5 protein-coding genes are annotated in these 4,218 nt (G+C 45.2%); 1 reads left to right on the forward strand and 4 read right to left on the reverse strand.

Annotation, left to right across the window (positions count from 1 at the left end; all coding sequences use genetic code 11):
- The gene (locus AC29Z1_RS09965; RefSeq protein ID WP_488271315.1) at positions 1 to 96 is read left to right on the forward strand and encodes a hypothetical protein; all 96 of its coding nucleotides are present in this window, start codon (positions 1 to 3) and stop codon (positions 94 to 96) included.
- Positions 97 to 158: 62 nt separating this feature from the next.
- Here AC29Z1_RS09965 and AC29Z1_RS09970 read toward each other — a convergent pair whose 3' ends face one another.
- The 4 genes from AC29Z1_RS09970 to AC29Z1_RS09985 form a co-directional block, all read right to left on the reverse strand.
- On the reverse strand, positions 159 to 1,199 hold the full coding sequence (locus tag AC29Z1_RS09970; RefSeq protein WP_488271310.1) for a PocR ligand-binding domain-containing protein: 1,041 nt from the start codon (positions 1,197 to 1,199) through the stop codon (positions 159 to 161).
- Positions 1,200 to 1,530: 331 nt separating this feature from the next.
- On the reverse strand, positions 1,531 to 2,163 hold the full coding sequence (locus tag AC29Z1_RS09975) for a BMC domain-containing protein (RefSeq protein WP_488271311.1): 633 nt from the start codon (positions 2,161 to 2,163) through the stop codon (positions 1,531 to 1,533).
- Positions 2,099 to 3,433: a 4Fe-4S dicluster domain-containing protein gene (locus AC29Z1_RS09980; RefSeq protein ID WP_488271312.1), complete on the reverse strand. Its 1,335-nt coding sequence runs from the start codon at positions 3,431 to 3,433 to the stop codon at positions 2,099 to 2,101. Before AC29Z1_RS09980 ends, AC29Z1_RS09975 begins: the two co-directional genes overlap by 65 nt.
- Positions 3,434 to 3,479: 46 nt before the next feature.
- Positions 3,480 to 4,218, reverse strand: a 739-nt coding sequence (locus AC29Z1_RS09985; protein ID WP_488271313.1) for an aldehyde dehydrogenase family protein, incomplete at its 5' end; no start/stop codon positions are given.

Raw genomic sequence — 4,218 nt, forward strand, 5'->3', positions numbered from 1 at the left:
ATGGAACAGGCGCTTGCCATGGCATTTGACAAACTCGGCCCCACACCACGCATTGTTCTTATGCCTCAAGGCAGTTTAACTGTACCAATCCTATAAACCAAAAATCTGCCTACTTACTATTGCCAATGTAGTTATTGACGTATTCTGCAGTCAAACTGTTACTTTTCATTGGCCATAGCGTATAGTTGTTCTACCATACTTGTTACTTCCTGAATGCTTGCAGTCACCTCTTCGATGGCAGCCGCCTGTTGTTCAACGGTTACCGAAGTGGCTTGTCCCATGGTCACTGTTTTAGCAACCGATTCTTGGATGCTGGTGGTAAACTCTTTAATTTTGCCTACCGTTTTTTTTGATTGATCTGAAAGTTTACGAATTTCCTGAGCTACAACACTAAATCCAAGACCAGCATTTCCGGCCCTTGCTGCTTCAATAGCGGCGTTTAGGCCTAATAAACGGATTTCATCGGCTATCTCCTTGATAAAATCCATGACTTCGTTTATTTTGCCTGAAATCACATTAACATTTTGTATTTCAGCATTGAGAGAATTTTGATTGGCATTTACATCACTGGCCGATGCAGCCAGTTCTTCCATAGTAGCAGAGATTTGAACCACACTATCATTGATGAGGCCAGCCATATTCTTTAATTTATATTGCTGGTACCCAATTTTAGAAAGAGTGCCAGCTACTAAAAACAGCATGTTAGCTGCCGACTCCAAACTCTTTCTGGAAATCTGTTTAACTTCTTTTAAGGCCTCAATATATTTATCCGGATCTACTCCGATTTCCTGGGCAACTTTTCTATAATAAGCCTCATCAGGAGTGGAAGTTAGTACTTGTCCACCAAGGATAGAACCAATTTGTCGTCCTTCCAACATGATGGGGGTACCGAAGTCAACCAACCCAGCATGACATTCATAAATAGAAGGCTTACCCGTTCTAGCTGATTCTTCCCCGCCTTTGCGATCACACTCTGCACACCGCGCCAAGCCAATTTTTGATCCTCTGGTATATTCCATGCAAAACCGAGTAAAATTACTAGGTTTGGTAACAGGATTACCATCGATATCAACAGTGAGACTGGCTACGCCAATAGATTCAGCAAAAGCATCTTGAAACTTTTGCAAAAAATCGAGATCAATAATATCTTGTAACTTGATAGGATTGCGTTTATCTTGTAGTTGATTGCCTTGCTTCACAGCACTCGCCTCCACGTAATCTTACTGTTGTAGGCTTTCGTAAAAAAATACAGTCAGCCTGTTATTAAACGAACTTGGAGTAAAATAGATACTTTCAGGCAAAAAGAGCCAGCATTCAGAGCAAGCTGGCTCTTTTTACAGATGCATCCAGATTTTTTTTATATTTATCATGATACCCATAAAGGTATCATGAGCTATGGTTAAAGATGACAAACATGTTGGGTGACATCAACTATACCTACCAATAAATCCTCCAACTACCCCAGCGTACATCCAATCAGAACTGCCTTTACCGGGAATCAACAAAGAACACGGGCTATATATGGAGAGCCTAAAATAAGGCTTGATGCAGATCCTGATGGGGAGCAGCAATAACGACCTTGTCTACTAAGAAACCGCTTTTTTCAATGGCATTGCTGCCAGCCCGAACGGCTGCTTCCACTGCTCCAATCTCACCAGTTACTGAAACAACTGCTTTCCCACCCATACCGCGTGCCAGACGCACCTCCAGAATCTGGACAGCAGCGGCTTTGGCGGCTGTATCGGCAGCAATAATCGCCGAAGCCACCGAATAGCTTTCAATAACTCCTAATGCCTTTATCTGCTTAACTTCCGTACAGCCTGATAACGCCTGGAATACGTCAGGATGAACATTGGGCAGAACAAATTCATCCACTACATTATCTGCCCCTCCTACACTCTTACCGCTCCGTACGGCACTTTGCACTGCACCAACGTCACCGCCCACCATGACAACATATTTACCCGGGCACAAAGGCTGAGCCAAAAGTAATTCCACATTAGCCGCTTTTAGCATGGCATCGGCGGTTACAATGCCTTTGGTAACATTCGTAAGTTCCAATAATCCAATAGCTTGTTTCATCATATCCCCCTCTGCTTCATGACATTGCCCGAATACCAATGGCGTTGTCCACAGCATATACTTGCCCAGTAATACTGGCATGCAGGTTTGCTCCGACAGCCGCTCCCTCAGGAATAACGGCAATAAGATCTCCCTTATTGACCTTCGCCCCGACACTTACAACGGGTTTGGCTGGAGCGCCAATATGTTGTGACAAGAGAATCTTAACATGGCTTGTTTCTACTTTTTCTTTACTCAGCGGTGCTTTGGCATCATATTTCTCCAGCCCCAGACGATATACCAGCCGTTTGGTAGGAATCAGGCGATACTGTCGGTTAACACGGGAGCATTGGGGTTTTGCCGTATGAGGATTTTTCAGAGAGGCTTGACTAAATTGTCGTTTCAGTTCGGCATTAACCCGCCGCGGCGACAATCCCATGGTACAGCCAAAAGCTTCACAAGCGCCACACTCAGAGCAAAGGAAGGCTTTTGTAACCGTATGAGCTTGATGGTATTGTCCTCGGCCAAGAGCCTGCATAATCCGATGCGGTTCGAGGCTGTGACCTAACAGGTAACGCGGGCAAACATCAGTACAAGCCCGGCAATTACAACAAACGGCCTTGGCTCGGTTAGCAATAGCCGGCCAAAACATGCTTTTCTGATTTATCAGCGAATGCCCCTGTGGCAAAACAATAATGCCTCCAGTAGTTTTAGTAATAGGCTGCTCAATGCTTGTAACCTTACCCATCATCGGACCGCCATCAATTACCGCATAATCCTGGACGGTGGCACCACCCGCAAGGTCAATCACTTCACGGATGGCCATGCCCATAGGTACTTTAAATGTGGCTGGCTGGTTAACAGCCCCTGTTACGGTAACATACTTTTCAGTCACAGGGTTACCGGCAACAGCTTCTGCAACATTAATAAGGGTTTCAACATTAACTACTACCACACCGACATGCAGCGGAATACCGCCTTCCGGAACAATTCTGCCGGTTACTTCATAAACCAGTACCTGTTCGTCACCTGCCGGATAAATATCTGGCAGGAAAAAGAGTTCAATATTCTGCTCTCGCGCCTGTCCTAATTCTCCCTGCAGTTTATTTACAGCTTCTTCATATTTACGTTTTAGTCCAATAACCCCACGGCGTGCGCCAGTAGCCAGCATGACAGTCTTTAATCCGATAATCAGTTTGCTGCTTTCACTGGCCATAAGCAACTGATGGGCTCTTAGCAGTGGTTCACACTCTGCACCATTAACGATAATTGTATCCACGCTGGCATTGATCTTGATATGTGTCGGGAAACCGGCACCGCCGGCTCCCACAACACCTGCCGCTTTAACTGCAGCGATAATTTCTTCCCTCATGCATTCACCTACTTCCTTCCCTTTGTTGATGTCTTACAGCGCTGCATCAACGAATCGATAAGCCATCCACAAGCACACAACGACGTTGACGGGTAAAACTGCGCGGGGAAGTAAGGCCTTCACCTGTCGGGCCGGCGATGGTAAACGTGGTAAACCCTTCGCCGCCAACACCAATCCCTGCATAAGACGGAGCATTTTTTACAAAAATAGTGGTATCAATGGCTTTAGCCAGTCTCGTTAAGTTATCAACATTTTTGGAATGCATGATGGCTGTATGCCTATTACCATGTTCGACCTTAACAGCTAATTCAATGGCAGCATCAATGTCTTTTACCTGAACAATTGGCAGCACTGGCATCATCAGTTCTTCCAGGACAAACGGGTGATCGGCTGGAGTTTCACAAATGACTACCCGAATGCTGTCAGGTACATTAATACCAATTTGGCTTAATATATATTTGGCATCTTTACCTACATACTTCTTATTAACTGCATAGGATTTTTTGGGCTTTTCGGTGCAGCCAGCGGCTGCCATCTCTTCTTTTTCGGTTAGAATGACCTTAGCCAGCCTGTCGCAATCCTGAGCAGAAATTAGGTATGCACCATACCGCTGCATATACGAGATTAGCTTGTCAGCAACACTGCCGACAACAATTACTTCTTTTTCAGCAATACACGGCAAATTGTTGTCAAAAGAGCAACCAGCAATAATATCTTTTGCTGCTTTTTCTATATCTGCCGTTTCATCTACAACCACTGGCGGATTGCCGGCGCCAGCACCAATG

The sequence above is a fragment of the Sporomusa sp. genome (genome assembly GCF_057736855.1).